The 17189-nt window shown below is 27.1% G+C and carries 17 protein-coding genes, 4 tRNA genes and 1 other RNA gene; 19 read left to right on the forward strand and 3 right to left on the reverse strand.

Translation table 11 applies throughout. The features are described from left to right. Window positions 1–154 precede the first annotated feature (154 nt). Window positions 155–997 carry a mechanosensitive ion channel family protein gene (locus tag HNP67_RS00165; RefSeq protein ID WP_184124531.1) on the forward strand — a complete coding sequence of 281 codons (843 nt, stop codon included), beginning with the start codon at window positions 155–157 and terminating at the stop codon, window positions 995–997. On the opposite strand, the gene HNP67_RS00170 is transcribed toward HNP67_RS00165, so the two are convergent. Beyond that, on the reverse strand, window positions 994–2142 hold the full coding sequence (locus HNP67_RS00170) for a glycosyltransferase family 4 protein (RefSeq protein ID WP_184123842.1): 1149 nt from the start codon (window positions 2140–2142) through the stop codon (window positions 994–996). The genes HNP67_RS00165 and HNP67_RS00170 overlap by 4 nt on opposite strands. 56 nt (window positions 2143–2198) lie before the next feature. Between HNP67_RS00170 and holA the strand changes: the two genes are divergently transcribed. Together holA and HNP67_RS00180 are read left to right on the forward strand one after the other, a co-directional pair. After that, window positions 2199–3188, forward strand: coding sequence for a DNA polymerase III subunit delta (gene holA, locus HNP67_RS00175; RefSeq protein ID WP_184123845.1), 990 nt, complete (start codon window positions 2199–2201; stop codon window positions 3186–3188). Window positions 3189–3191: 3 nt separating this feature from the next. Next, window positions 3192–3815: a hypothetical protein gene (locus HNP67_RS00180; protein WP_184123848.1), complete on the forward strand. Its 624-nt coding sequence runs from the start codon at window positions 3192–3194 to the stop codon at window positions 3813–3815. Window positions 3816–3894: 79 nt separating this feature from the next. Here the strand turns inward: HNP67_RS00180 and uvrC are convergent, their stop codons facing one another. Further along, window positions 3895–5706, reverse strand: a complete 1812-nt coding sequence (uvrC, locus tag HNP67_RS00185; protein ID WP_184123851.1) for an excinuclease ABC subunit UvrC — start codon at window positions 5704–5706, stop codon at window positions 3895–3897. Between the two features lie 121 nt (window positions 5707–5827). Between uvrC and HNP67_RS00190 the strand changes: the two genes are divergently transcribed. The 4 genes from HNP67_RS00190 (at window position 5828) to HNP67_RS00205 (ending at window position 8942) form a co-directional block, all read left to right on the forward strand. Further along, window positions 5828–7345: a fibronectin type III domain-containing protein gene (locus tag HNP67_RS00190; protein ID WP_184123853.1), complete on the forward strand. Its 1518-nt coding sequence runs from the start codon at window positions 5828–5830 to the stop codon at window positions 7343–7345. Then, the gene (locus HNP67_RS00195; RefSeq protein ID WP_184123856.1) at window positions 7338–8648 is read left to right on the forward strand and encodes a tetratricopeptide repeat protein; all 1311 of its coding nucleotides are present in this window, start codon (window positions 7338–7340) and stop codon (window positions 8646–8648) included. Before HNP67_RS00190 ends, HNP67_RS00195 begins: the two co-directional genes overlap by 8 nt. 62 nt (window positions 8649–8710) lie before the next feature. After that, a tRNA-Ser gene (locus HNP67_RS00200) sits at window positions 8711–8799 on the forward strand. A gap of 56 nt (window positions 8800–8855) precedes the next feature. After that, window positions 8856–8942 (forward strand) — tRNA-Ser (locus HNP67_RS00205). Window positions 8943–8964: 22 nt separating this feature from the next. On the opposite strand, the gene HNP67_RS00210 is transcribed toward HNP67_RS00205, so the two are convergent. After that, window positions 8965–9669, reverse strand: a complete 705-nt coding sequence (locus tag HNP67_RS00210; RefSeq protein WP_184123859.1) for a hypothetical protein — start codon at window positions 9667–9669, stop codon at window positions 8965–8967. Window positions 9670–9743: 74 nt separating this feature from the next. On the opposite strand from HNP67_RS00210, the gene HNP67_RS00215 reads away from it, so the two are divergent. The 12 genes from HNP67_RS00215 to lspA all read left to right on the forward strand — a co-directional run bounded on the left by HNP67_RS00215 (window position 9744) and on the right by lspA (window position 17147). Next, a tRNA-Arg gene (locus tag HNP67_RS00215) sits at window positions 9744–9817 on the forward strand. Between the two features lie 16 nt (window positions 9818–9833). Then, window positions 9834–9920: transfer RNA gene (locus HNP67_RS00220), tRNA-Ser, on the forward strand. 3 nt (window positions 9921–9923) lie between these two features. After that, window positions 9924–10020: signal recognition particle sRNA small type (ffs, locus tag HNP67_RS00225), an RNA gene on the forward strand. Window positions 10021–10253: 233 nt separating this feature from the next. Continuing rightward, a complete protein-coding gene (gene dnaX / locus HNP67_RS00230) occupies window positions 10254–11936 on the forward strand; it encodes a DNA polymerase III subunit gamma/tau (protein WP_184123862.1) in 1683 nt (560 codons plus the stop codon). Window positions 11937–11940: 4 nt separating this feature from the next. Continuing rightward, window positions 11941–12240 (forward strand): nucleoid-associated protein EbfC, encoded by a 300-nt coding sequence (efbC, locus tag HNP67_RS00235; RefSeq protein WP_184123865.1) that lies wholly within the window; start codon window positions 11941–11943, stop codon window positions 12238–12240. A gap of 170 nt (window positions 12241–12410) precedes the next feature. Beyond that, on the forward strand, window positions 12411–12920 hold the full coding sequence (locus tag HNP67_RS00240; protein WP_184123869.1) for a nucleoside-diphosphate kinase: 510 nt from the start codon (window positions 12411–12413) through the stop codon (window positions 12918–12920). A 281-nt stretch (window positions 12921–13201) separates the two neighbouring features. After that, window positions 13202–13729, forward strand: coding sequence for a hypothetical protein (locus HNP67_RS00245; RefSeq protein WP_184123872.1), 528 nt, complete (start codon window positions 13202–13204; stop codon window positions 13727–13729). After that, window positions 13726–14421, forward strand: coding sequence for an LptA/OstA family protein (locus HNP67_RS00250; RefSeq protein ID WP_184123875.1), 696 nt, complete (start codon window positions 13726–13728; stop codon window positions 14419–14421). Before HNP67_RS00245 ends, HNP67_RS00250 begins: the two co-directional genes overlap by 4 nt. Then, window positions 14399–15190 (forward strand): LPS export ABC transporter ATP-binding protein, encoded by a 792-nt coding sequence (gene lptB / locus HNP67_RS00255; RefSeq protein WP_184123878.1) that lies wholly within the window; start codon window positions 14399–14401, stop codon window positions 15188–15190. Before HNP67_RS00250 ends, lptB begins: the two co-directional genes overlap by 23 nt. Beyond that, window positions 15187–15876 carry a peptidoglycan editing factor PgeF gene (gene pgeF, locus HNP67_RS00260; protein ID WP_184123881.1) on the forward strand — a complete coding sequence of 230 codons (690 nt, stop codon included), beginning with the start codon at window positions 15187–15189 and terminating at the stop codon, window positions 15874–15876. Before lptB ends, pgeF begins: the two co-directional genes overlap by 4 nt. 1 nt (window position 15877) lies before the next feature. Beyond that, a complete protein-coding gene (locus HNP67_RS00265) occupies window positions 15878–16624 on the forward strand; it encodes a Nif3-like dinuclear metal center hexameric protein (protein WP_184123884.1) in 747 nt (248 codons plus the stop codon). Window positions 16625–16634: 10 nt separating this feature from the next. Next, entirely contained in the window at window positions 16635–17147 is a 513-nt protein-coding gene (gene lspA / locus HNP67_RS00270; protein WP_184123888.1) for a signal peptidase II, read from the forward strand. The last annotated feature ends 42 nt before the right edge of the window (window positions 17148–17189 follow it).

Raw genomic sequence — 17189 nt, forward strand, 5'->3', positions numbered from 1 at the left:
TCATTTTATTGTTGAGTGGTAGTGATGAAAACATGCTTTATTGTGGCTTTAAAATATTGCCTTATTTTTTTATTAGGGTTTTTATTGGAAGGCTTGTTTGTTTTTTGTGCTATAATTCAATTAATTTATGTGGAGCTTGGAAGGAAAGTTTAATTTGTTTAAGGAGTTTTTTATATTTCAAGATTATTTTAATTATATCATTGAGGGTGTGGTAGGCTATGGCTTAAAAGTTTCGATTTCTATAGCGTTATGGTATTTTTTAAAGTTAATAGTTAATAAAATGGGAAAAATTTTATTTAAGACTTTAGAAAAGTCTGGGTTAGAAGAGAAGTTAGAAGCTACGGTTTTTAACTTTTTAAAATCTTTTTTCAAAATATCAACAGACTTTGTTATTATTTTAATAATATTGCCATATCTTGGGGTGCCTATAACATCTATTATTGCTGTATTTGGATCATTAGGGCTTGCTATTGGGCTTGCTGCTCAGGGTATTTTATCTAATTTTGTTAGTGGATTTATTGTTTTGAATTCTAAGTTTTTTAAGTGCGGAGATCATATTAAATGTGGAGATGTTGAAGGTTTAGTTGAGGATGTACAAATTTTTTTTACTACACTTAAAACATTCGATGAAGAAATTATTAAAATTCCAAACAGCAAGCTTACATCCAATTTTGTTGTTAATTTTTCAGCAAATCCTAGAAGAAGGATTGTGTTTTCGTTTCAAGTTCCTTATGATACGAATATTGGTTTATTAAAAGATAAAATAGAGGATCTGATGATTTTCAATAATAATAAATTTAATGTTGAGATTTGTTCTCCGACTCTTATTGTCAAAAAATACACTCCCTATTATATAGTTTTGCAGGTTCGATTTTTTGTTAATACAGAAGTTTTTTGGGATTTTAAATATTTTATTGGGGAGTCTATTAAAAATGTTTTATTGGATATGAAAATTAAGTTTCCAATTTGTGTTATACCCTTTGATAAGCTATATTAATGATTGTTTTCTGCAATAATTTCTGAGTAATAATTTTCAATTTTTTTTGTGAAAAAATGACTGGAAAATTTAGTAGAGTATTTTTTTGCATTTTGTTTAAATGTTTTTAGTATTTCATCATCTTTTATTACTTTTTCTATGTACTGAGATAAGTTTTCGTACTTTTTTATTAAGAATCCGTTTATCCCCTCTTTTATTACATCTTTATATATATAATCATTTATTAAAATAGCAGGTATTCCAGCAGTTAATGCCTCTATTACTGTCATTGGATATACTTCGCTTCTTGATAGACTAGCAAAAATATCAGAAATTTTGTAGTAATAGTATATTTCTTCCCACGGAATTGTTCCTATTAACAATATTTGTTTTTCAAGTCCATGTTTGGTGCTAAAATTTTTTATTTCCTTTTCTTCACTTCCTTTGCCAATAATGATAAGCTTGTAATTTTTGTTTTGTATTAAAAGGTCTTTTAAGTGTATTACTAATGAATTTATATTTTTTTCTTTATTTATTCTGCCAACAAAGATGATTATTTTGTCTGTTTGCTTTATATTGTGTTTTTTCAAAATTTCATCTTTTTTTTCTTTGCTTAGAGTTTTTATAAAAAGCTTTCTGTCAACTCCATTTGGAATTATTTTATAGTTAGAATTATTTGAAAGTTGGAAATATCTTTCTTTTGCCTTACTTGATGGGTAGATAAAATATTTTATTTTTTTATAATGTTTTTGTATTATTTTATCGGGTTTAATAAAATATTTAAAAATTCCCAAATAATGCAAATAATAATCCCACATTGTATGGCTCGTGTGAACTATTGGTATGTTTTGTTTTAATGCAATTTGTTTTCCAATTTTTCCCATAGAAAACTCGGAGTGAGTATGAATGATGTCTGGTTTATAGCTTTGTATTATTTTAGATATTTTTCTTTTATTGGGAAAAGCTATTACAGCATCAAGTTTTTTATTTATTTGAATAGATGAGCATCTATAAACATTTTTTTCGTTTAAAGATGTTTTGGATTTTGGACAAAATATGTAAACCTCATAGCCATTTTTTTCAAATCCCTCTTTGATTTGTTTTATTGATGTTGCCACTCCATTTTTTTCTGGGATATATGTATCTGTAAATATTGCAACTTTCATATTCTCCTCCTAGCTTAAGTATAATATATTTGGCACTTGGATTATAATTTACTTTGATGCAAGTGGTTTATTTATTGTTAGGTAATGAGCAAGGTTTAAAAGAAGCTTATTTAAAAGAGCTGTTAATTAAGATGGATGCTTTTAAATCCAAAGTTTCAGTTACTAAAATTTTTTTGTCAGAACTGTCAGCTGTAGGATTTGCTAAGAAGCTATTTTCTAATTCTTTTTTTTCAAAAAAAGAAATTTTTATTGTTTATGAGTCTGAACTTTTAAAAGCAGGAAAAGATTTAGAGCTAATATGTAATGCAATTTTAAAGTCTAATAATAAAACTGTTATTTTTGTTTCTAATAGTAATACATGTAGCATTGATTTTAAAAATAAGCTTAAGTTTATAAAAAAAGTTTTTTATGAGATTTCTGATGATGACAAATTTACATTTGTGAGGAGAAATTTTTTTAATCTTAATATTAAAATTACAGATTCTGCAATAAACTTAATGCTTTTAATGTTAAATTCAGATACTAAAATTTTGAAATTTTATATAGATTCTTTTGCGCTTTTTGCTAAGAATAATACCATTGACGAGGAAGACATAACCTCTTGGATTAGTTTTATTCGTTTTGAAAATACTTTTTCCTTATTTAATTCAATTTTGAGAAAAGATATGACTTATTCTTTGATCAAGATTAAGTCTATTTTGGATCAAGGAGAAGATTTGCTTAATGTTTTAATGAGTCTTATTTGGCAATTTAAAAGATTATTAAAGGTGCAAATAGATTATAATGCATGTGGCAGCTTACAGAGTGCATTGAATAAAAATAAAATATTTTTTTCATTAAATAAAATTTATAGAGTAGGAATTAAAAATTATTCAATTCCAGAAATTAAAATTGTTTTGAAAATTTTATATAGGTTTGATTTATATTTGAGAATTTATTCTAAAAATATTCATCAAAATTTGTCATACTTTTTAATATTTTCAATTTTAAAGCTTAATAATAATTTTTTAATGAATTATTCTGCAGAATCAAAATTTAATTTTTAATGTATGAAGCAAAAATTAAGTTGGATTGTTTTGTTTTGTTTTTTGTCTTGTAGATCTGAATCTAGATTGGCAGAAATTGTTTTAATAGAGTTTTTTAATACTATTAAAAATTTTCAAAGCAGTCCTGAAATATTTTTTAATTATCTAAATATTCCAAGTGATGATGATCTGAGAGCAAAAATTCGTGGGTTAAAGTCTCAGGCAAAGGATGATTTCATTTTTTATCCTTTGTTTTTTAATAATCTAAGATATGAGATAGTAGGTAGAAAAAATATTTTTAAGGGCTTTGAATTTGAAGTTGTTATTAAAAATATTAACTTTCAAAATGGGATAGAAAAATTTTTGGCCAAATTAAATAAAATTGAAGGGAAATCTTTAAACATTAAAAATTTAGAAAAGAAAGAGCGTAAAAAAATATTTGACAATTTAATAAATGAAGTTATTGGAGAATTAGATGATTTTGATTACACCGAGATTGTTCATTTTTTTAGGGTATCTAAGAGTTCTTCTGAAAGTTATAAAATAGAGCTTTTAGGAGATGTTTTAAATGTACAGGTTAGAAATAAGCTTATTAATGATCTTTTTTTGATTTTATCGCCTGGAATTTCAAATAGTGTTTTATTTTAAAAAGCACTAATATAATAATCCATTTTATAATCTCACCGTTAATTTAGTGGTTATATAAAATTTTAATTGAATTTAAAATTTATTTATCTTGATTATAATTTTTTATTGAGTTCTCTTTTATTGCAAATTCTTTTATTCTTTTTGCAAGTTGCATATTTACTTTTATTTTTTCTGAAATTTCGTTTTCACTTAAAGGCAATATATCCTTATAGGTTCCAATTGATGTTAATATTTTTTGGGCTGTTTTTTCTCCAATTCCATGTATTTTTGTATATAATAGGGTTATTTTTCCCCTTCTTTTTTTGTTAAATCCGTTGGCCTTTCTATGTGCTTCATCTCTTACATTTTGCAGTATTCTAAGTGCAGGATGTCCTTGGGGCAGATTTATTCCTTTTTTTTTAGTTGTTAAGAATATTGTTTCTTGTTTTTTTGCCAATGAACAGACTTTAACTTTGTTTTCTATTTTCAAGCCTTTTAAGATAGAAAAAGCAGCATTTAATTGCCCTTTGCCTCCGTCGATTAAAATTAAATTCGGTAGTTCTAAGTTGTTATTGATTATTTCTGAATATCTTCTTGAGATTACTTCTTTTATTGCCTTAAAGTCATCAATTTCTCCTTTCAATAGCGAGTTCAGCTTGTAAAGCCTATAGCTTTCTTTAAAGGGTATTCCCATTTTAAAAGTAACCATAGAGGCTACTGTCTCTTGGCCTTTAAGATGAGCAATGTCAAATCCTTCAATTATTCTGGGAAGTTTATCCATTTCTAGAAAAATTTTCAAACTCTCAAGTGCTTTGGTGTTTTTATTTTCATATTCTCTTAAAGATAATTCAGCATTAGATATGGCCATTTCCATTATTTTTGTAATTTCTTCTGTTTCTTTGTAAATAATTTCTGTTTTTGTATTTTTAATTTCATTTATTAGCTTTTCAACATTTTTGGTGTCGATATTTTTGATAAAAATATGAATTTTGTCTGGGACTATCATATTGATAGATGTATAATATTGAATCAAAAATTGTAAAATAAGCTCATTGTTTTTGCATATACTCTCATCAAAGTTTGCATCTCTTTCAACCAATTTACCATTTCTGTATTTTAATACTATTATTATATTTACATTTTCTCCTGGATGAACATGTACATAGTCTATGTTTAAATTATTGGTTTTTGTAATGATTTGGATTTGATTAATTTCTATTAAAGAGCTTTTAATTTCTTTTAATTTGATAGCGGTTTCAAAATCTTCTTTTTGTATGGCAAGTTTTAATTTGGTATCAATTTGGCTTAATATTTCGGATATATTGCCGTTTAGTATGGATTTTGCCTTATCTAACTCTTTTTGATATTCTTTTTCAAGGTTTTCCTTGTAGCATACTCCAAGGCACTGTCCCATATGGTAATATAGGCAAGGAGCATTGGATTTTTTTTTACACTTTCTAATCTTAAATGTTTTGTTAATAAAATCTAGTACTTGGTCTAATTTTTTTACATTGGTAAATGGTCCAAAATATTCGCTTTTGTCATTAATTATTTTTCTAGTTTTGAAAATTCTTGGATATTTTTCATAGGTTACTCTGACCATGGGATAACCTTTTCCATCTTTTAATTTTACATTGTAATCAGGTTTGTGAGCTTTTATTAGATTACACTCTAGAAGCAAAGCTTCGTATTCGCTATTTGTTGTAATAACTTCTATTGATTTTACATTTTTCATTAATATTTTGATTTTGTGGCTATTTTTTTCTAAAAAATAACTTTTTACCCTTGATCTTAGATTTTTTGCTTTTCCAATATAGAGTATTTTTTTATTTTCATTTAGCATTTTATAGCAACCACTTGTGGTTGGCAATTTTATTATTTTTTCGAATAAACTTGTTAGACTCTCTTTCATAATGTCAGGTAGTTTTTAGATTTTAAAAATCATCTTATGATATAATATTGTATCATAATGCCGTTTGTTTTATGTTTTGAGGTATTTAAAAATATGAATAATAAAAAATAAAAGGTCAAAAATGAGATTAATTTTAATGCTCTTGCTATCTTTTTTGTGCTTTTCTATTCTTTTATCTCAAGAATTGAAGTTAATACTTGATTCGAAAAAAAATTTTAAATTTATTCAAGATTCTAGCAATGTTACTTTTGAAAGGGATATGAGAGGTTTGCTTGGTGTTTATTTGGATAGATATAAAGCTGTTTTAGATTTAAATAATATTGATTTGCGCTTAGAAATAGGAAGGGATAATAAATTAAAAGACACATCTTCAAATTATTTAGTTAGTGCAAAAAGTTTGAGAGTTTCAAATGAATTTCGTAATGTTTCTAATGGCTCTTTAATTTTTTATTCAAATCAAAATCCTGTTAAGTTTAAGCCACTAACAAAGAAAGCTTTCTTTTTTTCAGGCAATATCGTTTCTGATTTTACTATTAAGTTTTGGGTATATCGAACAACTTCTGTTACGGGGGAAATTATTTTTAGTTGGGATGGTTATAAAAAGATTAATAATTTATGGGTAGATCAGTCTATTAGATTAGAAAGCGATGAGGGAAATTTTGTTTGGGTTTTAAACAATGTCTTTTTAAAAGATAATAAAACCCCCATTAAAATTAGAATGAAAAGTAATGATGATTTTATTCCAAAGAAATGGCATTTGCATACTTTAAGATATAGGCAAAAGGACGGTATGCTTGAATATTTGATAGATTCTAAACCTCAGGCAATAGAATATATAACAGATAATAAGAAGGAAGGATCAGGATATTTATTAAGTATTGGTAATTTTATTGATTTTACCTTGGGAACTTATTTTACTGGTGCGGTTGAGAATTTGGAAATACATAAAAGCTTTGAAGAAGTTAGTAATGCTTTTTTTTCAAAAAATATGGGATATATTATTACAGAGCCTATTAAGCTTTCTAAATATTATTCGCAAGTATTATCCTTTGATGTTGATTCCAATGTTCCTAAGGATACAGAGATTGTTTATTATTACAGATTAGATAATAAGGTATTTTATGATACAGATAGTCATGGGAATATTAAAAAAAATTTAACTGGGGCGTGGATTCATTTTGATCCTAAAAAAGATTTTCCAGATTCAAAGATATCAAAATATATTCAAATAAAAGTTGAATTTTATCCTAGTGGAGATTCTGTAAGCAGTCCTTCTCTTTATAGCATGTCAATTACATATGTTCCTGAAGCAGCTCCATTTCCTCCTGTGATAACAAAAGTTATTCCAGGTTCCAGAGAGGTTTTTATTGAATGGATTCCTGTAGTTAATAGTAGCGTTGAAGGGTATTACATTTATATTGGCGTTGCTTCTGGTAATTATCATGGAAAAACCAGCGGTGTTTTAACTTCTCCTATTGATGTTGGAAATCAAACTTCTTTTAAGATTACAGGCCTTGAAGATGGAAGACTTTATTACATTAGTATTGCTGCTTACAATTTGGATAAAAGTGTTAATAAGACTTCTTTTTCAAAGGAAATTTCTGTAAGGCCTATGGAGATTTTTAAAAAATATGAATAACTTTAGTTTTGAGAAGGCTTTAAATTTTTATAAAAATGGTGATTTTAAAAGCTCTCTTGACAATTTAGATGTTTTTGATGAGAATTTTGATTCTCTTGCGCTTAAGGCACTTATTTATTTCAAGAAAAAGGATTATAAGGCTCTTTTATATGTTTTAAATACTTATCCTGTTGTTTTAAGCGAATATAATTTTTTAGTTAAACTTATAGATTATGGCAAAATCGAAAAAAATAAAGATGATCTAGGTCCTTTTGAGAATTATAATTTAGGCGTTTTTTATTTCAATTTAAAAGAATATGAGCTTGCTTTAGGTTGTTTTTTAAAAGCCAAAGAGCAAAAATCTGATTTTGTACAAGCTTTAAACAATAGTGCCGTCTTATTTGAAATGTTGGGCAACAAGGATGAGGCTTTAAAATTATTTTTTGAGGCTAGAGATTTGGATCACAACAATTCTCTAGTTAAGCTTAATATTTGGATTTTAAAAAAAAGTGAAACTTTTCAAACATCAAGTTTTTTAAAAATAGATAAAATTTTTTTTGATGCCAATCTTGCTCTTGTTGTTAATTATTTAATGTATTACTTCTATTCTATTGGGGAAATAAGCAGAGCAATTAGGCTTTCTGAGAAATTTTTAACAGATTCTCATTATTCTAAGTATATTTGGCACAATAGGGCAACTATTTTTCATAAAATAGGCAACATGACTCAAGCTACAACATCTTATGTTAAAGCCATTTTAAATTTTCCCAATATTTATACAATTTACAATATGCATATTGCAACAGTCGAACTTTTAAAATTTTCTCCTAAAAAGTCTATTGAGAGAATGGTTGATGATTATTCTAACCTAGATTTGATATATTTGTATGCAACCTTATTTTTTCTTAGGAATCGTGATCTTGAGGATGCCTATTTTTACATGAAAAAGCTTTGTGAGCTTAATCCAGGCCCCTATTCAAAATTTTTAAAATTACTTGAGTCTAGCGAGGATATGTTAATTGAAGCTCTGCTTGAAGAATTTGCAGTATCTTTAAGAGTAAATTGGCATTTAGAGTATTTATTTTTTATTGATAATTCTTTAAATTTGAGAGATCCCATTTTTGTTTTTGATCACAATATAAGAGTAAATACATATATTTGGAGAATTAAAGATGAGTGCATTGAGTTAAAATTTAGCAACAATGAAGAAAAAATGGTTCAAGAAATCTTACACGAGGAATGTATTTTGCCTGAAATTGACATTTCTATTGAGGATTTCCAAAATTTAATAGAAGCTTATAAAGAGTTTAGAATAAATTACTAATATTTATAATTTATTTGGTTGACAATAATAATATCTCTAAGATAATATGTATTAATGCTATAGGAGAGATGCCAGAGTGGCCGAATGGGGCTTCCTGCTAAGAAGTTGTCCTTTTAAAAGGGGACCATGGGTTCGAATCCCATTCTCTCCGTAATTATTTAAATCTTGACAGCGTGTATTTTATTTATTAAAATTTGTTTTAGCTCTGGAGAGGTGGCAGAGTGGTTTAATGCTACGGTCTTGAAAACCGTTGTAGGTGTAAGCCTACCGTGAGTTCGAATCTCACCCTCTCCGTAATTAGCATTTGATTTTAAGATTAGGATTGAAGTTGTTTATGTGGCTGATATTCATTTTCTGTGTTTTCATGTATAGGGAATTGAAACTCAATTTTATCGCAGTCATTACAGTTAATTGAGAGCGGATCATAAAAAACTATAATTTGGTTACTTTTAAAGTAATATTTATATCTTGGAAAGATTTTTGTAAATTTTTTCTCCAATTCTTTTGGGCTTTGTTTTTCTTTAACATAAAAATCTTTAATTCTACTTTTTAGCTGTTCTTTTAATACGTTTATTAGAGAGTCTAGCTGATCTTTTGATATTATTTCTGAAATTTCTATTTTTTTATTTCCTTTTAAGTTTAAAGAATAATATTTCAAGAGAGTGTTTGAATTTTTTTCTCTGAAAGATTCTTTATATAAAATAGATGTAATACCAATATTTTCATTTTTAAATATTGTAAAGTTAGAAAAATAAAAATATTCATTTTTAGAGTTTTCAGTTTTTGATATTTTATTCTCAACATCTTTTTTCCATTTTTTTATAAGATTTTCAAATTCAAAGTTTGCATTTTCCATAAAAGGAATTTTTGCATCTATGTGGATATTATTGTTTTTTAGTATTTCATTTTCTTTAATATTTTTAGTTTTTATTGCAAATTCAAAATTAACTTCACTTGAGACTGGTTTAAAGCATGATAGAATAGATAATATTGAAAAAAAAATGATTATTTTAGTTTTCACAACTTCTCCATTTTCCTTTGAATGTTTTTATTGTAATAAATAGTAATTTTTATTACAATAAAAATTAATTGTTTGTGTCCATAGCTCAGTTGGATAGAGCGTTAGATTGCGATTCTTAAGGTCGGAGGTTCAAGTCCTCTTGGACACGAAAAGTTTTTTAGTTTGGAGAGATGGCCGAGTGGCTTAAGGCGCACGCTTGGAAAGCGTGTATACAGTAAAATGTATCATGGGTTCGAATCCCATTCTCTCCGATTCCTAGGACCCGTACTATCAAGCATTGCCGAATCCCGTCAGGACTGGAAGGTAGCAGCGGTAAGCGATTTTTTTGATGAGTACGCAAGTCTTAGGTTTAATTTTGAGCCAAAATGCAATGCTTTGCTGTATGTTAAGATATAGATTAATCTTTTTGAAACCTTCAATTTTATTATACTTTTTAGAAAGTTTTTCTTTATTAGATATTTTTTATGTTTCATAAAATTCTTTGGTAATTCTTTTAAAGTAGTGGGTAGTTCTGAGATATAAATATGTTGTATTATGTATTTACTAATATTTTACTTATTAAAGCATAGGGAGGTAAAAAGTTAATGGCGTCTTCAAGAGGCACTGCTCTTAAGAAACGCCCGAGAGATTTCAACTCTCTTGAAGGGCAAGACTTTGTTGTTGAAACTCTAAAGCATTCTATAGAGAAAAATAAAATAGCCAATGCTTATATTTTTTCAGGGCCAAGAGGTGTTGGTAAGACTTCATCAGCTAGGGCTTTTGCCAGATGCTTAAATTGCAAGAATGGTCCGACAGTTATGCCATGTGGAGAGTGCAGCAATTGTAAATCTATTGAGAATGACAGCAGTCTTGATGTTATTGAAATTGATGGTGCTTCAAACACTTCAGTCCAAGATATTAGACAAATTAAAGAAGAGATAATGTTTCCTCCCGCAATTTCTAAATATAGAATATATATTATTGATGAAGTTCACATGCTTTCCAATTCTGCTTTTAATGCTCTTTTAAAGACAATTGAAGAACCTCCAAATTATATTGTTTTTATTTTTGCCACTACAGAGTCACACAAGCTTCCAGAGACAATAAAAAGCAGATGCCAACATTTTAGTTTTAAACTTCTATCTTTAGAAAAGATTTATGATATGCTTAAGAAGGTTTGTTTAGAGGATCATATTAAATATGAAGATGAAGCTTTAAAATGGATTGCATATAAAAGTAGTGGTAGTGTAAGAGATGCGTATACTCTTTTTGATCAGATAGTTTCTTTTACCGATTCTAACATTAAATTAGATCAAATAAGATCCAAAATGGGCTTAACCAATGATGAATTTTTAGAAAAGTTGTCAGTTAGCATTCTTAGTGAAGATGTAAAAGAGTTAATTTGTGTTCTGGATTCTATTTTTTCATCTGGAGTGTCTTATGAGCAATTTCTTTTAGATTCAATCGAGTTTTTTAGAGAGGCATTATTTTTAAAGATAGGTGTTAAAAATTTTGAGTTTGTTGGAATTAAATCTGAGGATTTGAGAAAGAAATTAATTGAGTTTGATTTGAACTATCTTGAGAGAATTATTGTTGTTTTGCTTGAAACTTACAGGGATTTGCAATTTTCGGTTAATCCAAGATATGAGCTTGAGATTAATTTTATTAAAATTTTAAGACTTAAAAATTATATTCCAAATCATGTTTTAATAAAGCAAATTCAAAATCTTGAAGATAATTTGTTAGAAAACATTGCTATAGATTCAAACAATTTTGATGTTTTAGAAAGTGATAAGAGCAAGGATGATTTAGCTTTTATTCCAGCAAAATCTAGCTTAAAATGTGAATTTTCTGAAATCGAATCTTTTAAAAAAGAGGAGGCTGATCGTGATGAAAATTTACCAACAAAAATTGATAAAAGTTTTATAGAAACTAATAGTATTGACGAGATTGATGAGATTTTTATTGAAGATGATAATTTAAGTCAAGCAAATGATTTTGTTGATATAAGAGATAAATTTATTTATATTGTTTCAAGATATGTTCAAACTTTAGTTCATTCAGGAGAAGTTGCTATTGATGACAATGTTCTTTATTATAAGGTGTTTAGTGAGTTTGAATATAATGAGCTTCAAAATTATAAAGGTGAGATAAGATCTGAATTTTATAAAGAATTTCCCAATTTAAGCATTGTGTTTCAGAAAAATTTTCAAAGCCTTGAAAAGGATTTTGAAAAATTAGAAACTGTAAAAAATATTTTTGGAGCAAGTGAAGTTCTGGAGGAATAAAAATATGGCAGTAAATCCGTTGGATTTTTTAAAAAATATGTCTAGCGTTAAGAATAATATTGATAATATTAAAAAGGAAATTTCTAAAATTACGGTTTGTGGTAAAGCGGGTAGCAATATTGTTGCTATTGATATGGATGGCGAATTTAATGTTAAAAAAGTTTCAATCAATAAGGAATTTTTTGATGATTTAGACAATGATGCTTTTGAACAAATGGTTAAATCTGCTTTAAATGATGCTGTTTCTAAGGTTAAAGAAGAGATAAAATTAAAAACCATGGGAGTTCTTCCTTTTGGAATGTAGTTTTTAATTTTGTAAAAGTTATATTTTGATTTTTCAATATAATATTAAGCGCTTTATAACTTGTAGTATTCCATATAAATGTAATTAATCAGATATAACTTTTGTATTGGGTAAGCATTTTTATTTATTTAATTATTTTTAAATACATGCCCTAAGTTTTAGGAGGATTTATGTCAATGTTATTGCAGAAAACTTTATGTATTATTAAGCCAGATGGAGTTAGGAGGGGTTTAATTGGTGATGTAGTTTCTAGATTTGAAAGAGTAGGTTTAAAAATGGTTGCTGCTAAAATGCTTCTTGTTGATGAGAGTTTAGCAAAAAAACATTATTTATATGATGATATTGTCTTTAGACATAGTGAGGCGGTTTGGAATTCTTTAATTAAATTTATTTCAAATTCTCCTGTTTTTGCATTTGTTGTTGAAGGGGTTGAAAGCATAGAAGTTGTTAGAAAGCTTTGTGGTGCTACTGAGCCAAAATTAGCTATTCCTGGAACAATACGGGGAGATTTTTCTTATCATAGTTTTAAGTATTCAAATGAAAAAGGTTTTTCAATTTATAATGTGATTCATGCATCTGCAAATGAGGTAGATGCGATTCGTGAAATACCAATTTGGTTTAAAGATAATGAAATTTTAAACTACAAAAGAGATGATGAATGTGAACATTATTATTGTTAATTTTTATAATCTATTTCTTTAAGGGAATAAGTTGTAAATTGCTCTTATGCCAATCGAAAGTAAGAGCAATTTTTGTACTTTTGTTTGAATTTTTTATTTTTAGAAGAATTCTTATACAGAAGATTGCTCTTAAGAGCAGTGTTTTTACTTTGGTTTTATGTTTTGCATTATAATTGATTATGTAAATAAATTTTGTTTGATAAAATTTTAATGTCGTGTTGTTATGTTTAATATATTGTCAATTAAAATAGAATAAATTTCTAGTCTTGTGAAAAATATTTATGAAAATATATAGACTATATTCGTTATTTTTGTTTTTTTCTTGTACTTTCGATTATGATGAATATTCTAATAGATCTGATGCTGCCAAAAAGTTTCCTTCAATACAAATATTAGGAATCAAGTATTATGATGTTGTATACAATAAAGAGCAGACCGTTTTAGATTCTTTAAGTTTTAGTTATTTTAATGACTATAAAATTTATAAGGTAGAGAATGGAAGGTTTTTATATCGTTCACTAGATAATGAAATTTTAGGGAAGTTTAATAATTTGGAAGGTTCTTATATTACAAAGGATTTGGATATGAGAGATTCTGTAGAATTTAAAATAGAAGATAAAAATAATTATTATTTGCTTAATTCAAATAGGCTTTTATGGAAGAATAAAGATAAGAAGTTGCAATCTCCTCCAAATGAGATAGTATTAATTAGATTTAATCATAGCAAAATAAAAGGAAAAGGGTTTTCTTATTTTTTAAAGAGCAATGTTTTTTATTTTGATTCTGGTGTTGAAGGAATCATGAATTGAGAGATTTAATTTTAATATGGATTTTTATTATTTTTGTTAATAATATTCAAGCAACACAAATAGAATCTAATCTTAAACCTGAAAGGCTTAAAGGAGACGAAGAGAAAAGTACTAGTTTTACCTTTAAGTCAGATTTTGCACAAGGAATGGTGTCTTCTTTTTATAAAAAAATTGTTTTAAAAGGGAATTCAGAGGTTATGTCCCCAGATTTCAATCTTAGAGCAGATGAAATTGAAATTTATGGCGAAAACGGCTCTTATCTTGAAGCTAGAGGGAATGTTTTTTATAAAGACTATAAGAATAAGATGCATGTTAAATCTCAGTTTTTGTTTTTTAATAGAAAATTGGATAATTTTTATCTTCAAAAAGGGGTTGAGCTTGAAGACTTAGAAAACAATATGCTTATTAAAGCAGAAAGAGTTGAAGGCAGCAATAAAGCTAATGTTTATATTATGCAATATTCTGTTAAAATATATAAGGATGATACTTTTGCAAGAGCTGAGAATGGGACTTATAATAAAGAAGAAAAAGAAATGATTCTTGAGGGGGTTCCAGTAATTTACCAGAAAGACAATTATTATTCTGCTTCAAGAATAATTTTCAATACAAAAACTAATAGGTATAAACTTGAGGGAAGTGTTGAGGGAGAGTTTACTCAAGTTGAGAATGATGTTTCTGAAGAGAAAAAATAAAATAAAAGAGATTAAGGAAAGTCTTAATCTTAATTCTATTAATAATGTTGTCTTAAAGGCAGACAATATTATTAAAAAGTATGGTGAAAAGTTTGCTGTTAATGGTATTACGATTGACATTCATAAAGGTGAGGTTGTGGGGCTTCTTGGTCCAAACGGAGCTGGCAAAACAACAACATTTTATACTATTGTGGGTTTTATTAAGCCTAATGCCGGCAAAGTTTTAATAAATGATTATAATATTTCATCTCTTAATATGTATGAGCGTGCACGAATAGGGATTGTATATCTTCCCCAAGATGCTTCAATTTTTAGAGAACTTACAGTTGAAGAGAATATTATGGTTGCTTTAGAGAGAAGAGAGGATTTATCTAATGCTGAGCGCAAGATAGAACTTGTGAATTTACTTAAAGAATTTGAGATAAAAAGAATACAAAGCCAAAAAGCTTATACTCTTTCTGGTGGAGAGAGAAGGCGAGCAGAGATAGCAAGAGCTTTGGCTGTAAATCCCTATTTTTTACTCTTAGATGAACCTTTTGCGGGTATTGATCCTATTGCTATTGGGGATATAAAGAATATAATAAAAATTTTAAAAGAGAGAAACATAGGAGTTCTTATTACTGATCATAATGTAAGAGATGCTTTTGATATAATAGACAGAGCTTATATTGTTTATCAGGGGCAAGTGCTTGATGAGGGTGGTGTTGATTATATAATAAGTAGTGAGAAAGCTAAAAAGCTTTATTTAGGAGAAGAATTTAGATTATGAAAACAATAGATCATGAACTTTATTATGAATTTAAGATAGCTAATGATGTTAAAATGATTTATACTAAAAAGCCTTTTAATCTAAATTTAAAAGAACTTAGTAATGATAATTTCAACTTTGTTCCCAAGTCTAAGAAAATAAAATATTTAAAACAATTGCATACAGATATTATTTATAAAGTTGAAGATGATTTTATTAATTTTCAAGAAGGAGATGGCCTTATATCTACCTCTTTAGATGTAGCTCTTGTTGCTTATTTTGCAGACTGTCTTCCGATATACCTTTATGATTCAGTGAAAAAAATTATAGGACTTATTCACAGTGGATATAAAGGAAGCTTTAATTTGATTGTTTTAAAAATGTTGTTTATGTTTGAAAAAATGGGATCAACTTTTAAGGATTTGAAAATTGTTTTTGGGCCTTATAACAGATCTTGTTGTTATGAAGTTTCTGAAATTTTCTTAAAAGAAGTAAGTAATAAATTTAGCAAAGGTTTATTAAATGCTTCTTTTGTCACAAGAGATGGTAAAATATATTTTGATAATGCTAGTTTTAATTTAAATTTACTTTCTAGTTTTAATTTAAATATTTATAATTCAAAGCTTTGTACGTATTGTTTGAAAAATCTTTATTCTTATAGAAGATTAAGAGAAAGTCAAAGCTATGCTTTAATTTGGAGAATTTAGTTTGAACGTAAGAGATTTGTCTTTTAAGCTTAATTCAATTTTTGATATAAACAAGTATGAACATATTGATAAAAGTTTAAATGGGCTTCAAGTAGGAAATCTTAACGCCGAGGTTAACAAGGTTGCCTTTGCTGTTGATGCTAGCTTTTCAACTTTAAAAGAAGCAAAAGGAAATGATTTTTTAATTACCCATCATGGTATTTTTTGGTCAAAAAAAGAGCGCATTGTTTCTAATATGTATGATAAAATAAAATTTTTGATTGAAAATAATTTAGCTCTTTATTCGGTACACTTACCTATGGATGCCCATTCTGTTTATTCGCATAGCAAAGTGTTATCAGATTTTTTAGGATTAAAAAATTCTTTTGTTTTTGGAAATTATGGGGGTATTAATTTAGGAATTATTGCTGATTCTGTTTTTAGCTTTTCTGAAATTTTAGAAAAAATCAAAAAGCAAAATAAACATATTCTTTTTTCGAAAAAGTTTAAAGAGTCAGTGAATAAGGTTGCGATTGTTAGTGGTTCTGGATACTCTTTTTTTAAAGAAGCTTTATGTCATGATGTAGATTTGTTTATAACTGGTGACACTTCTCATCAAATATATTCTTTAGCAGAAGAATTCGGTGTGAACTTGATTTTTGCAGGGCATTATTTTACTGAAACTTTTGGTTTAATTAAATTAATGGAAGATTTCAAAATTAAAGAAGATTTAGAGGTTAAATTTATTTATAAAGATACTAATTTATAAGGATTTTTGTATGGGCGTTAGGAGTAAGCAATATTTCAATGTTTTTGTATTTATTATTAGTTTAATTTTTTTTGATCAACTTTCCAAGTATTTGATAGTAAAGTATGTCAAATTGGGTTCAATATATTTTTCCTTTTTTGATGATTTTTTTAGGATAATACATGTAAGAAACACTGGCATTTTATTTTCTATGGGTTCTAATATCCATTATAGCTTGAAAAAAATTTTTTTTCTTGCAATGCCTATTTTTATTTTAATATTTGTTTTTTATCTTTCTTTGAAAGAAAAAAATTGCATTGCCAGAATCTCACTTTTATTAATTTTTTCAGGAGGAGTTGGAAATGTTATTGATAGATTGTTTAGACCTTCTGGGGTTGTGGATTTTTTAGATTTAAAATTTTATGGAATTTTTGGACTTGATAGATGGCCTACTTTTAATTTTGCAGATAGTTATGTTGTTATAGGCATGATTTTATTCTTGGTTTATGATTTTTTTATAAAAAGAAAAGCGTTTAATAAATGAAGATTTTGGGTTTTATTTTATGCATATTAATGAATTTATTTT

This window comes from Borreliella californiensis (genome assembly GCF_014205885.1).
Lineage (GTDB): Bacteria > Spirochaetota > Spirochaetia > Borreliales > Borreliaceae > Borreliella > Borreliella californiensis.